Below are 248 nucleotides of genomic sequence, written 5' to 3'. Positions count from 1 at the left end.
CACCATTTGACCAGCGGCGTGACGAACGACGCCCGCCAGGCGGTCATCGAAACCCAGTTCCTCGACGCGGACGGCAACCCGGTCGACCTGGGCGGCGCGCCGGCCGCGGGCAGCATCACGAACGCGATGCTCGCCGGCGGCATCACGAAGGACAAGCTCGCCGCGGGCGTGATCCCGGCCGCGTACACGCTGCCCGCCGCCACGACCACGGCGTTGGGCGGCGTGAAGAAGGGCGGGGCCGTCGGCAC

General features: G+C 73.0%; 1 protein-coding gene. It reads left to right on the top strand.

Features of this window, described 5'->3' with window-relative positions:
* Positions 1–248: head fiber protein (locus GFD25_RS12620; RefSeq protein WP_275575596.1), on the top strand; the 248-nt coding region annotated here is incomplete at both ends.

Origin of the sequence: Bifidobacterium aerophilum (genome assembly GCF_010667685.1) — a bacterium.
Classification (GTDB): domain Bacteria; phylum Actinomycetota; class Actinomycetes; order Actinomycetales; family Bifidobacteriaceae; genus Bifidobacterium; species Bifidobacterium aerophilum.
This window is presented reverse-complemented; position numbering and strand designations above follow the sequence as displayed.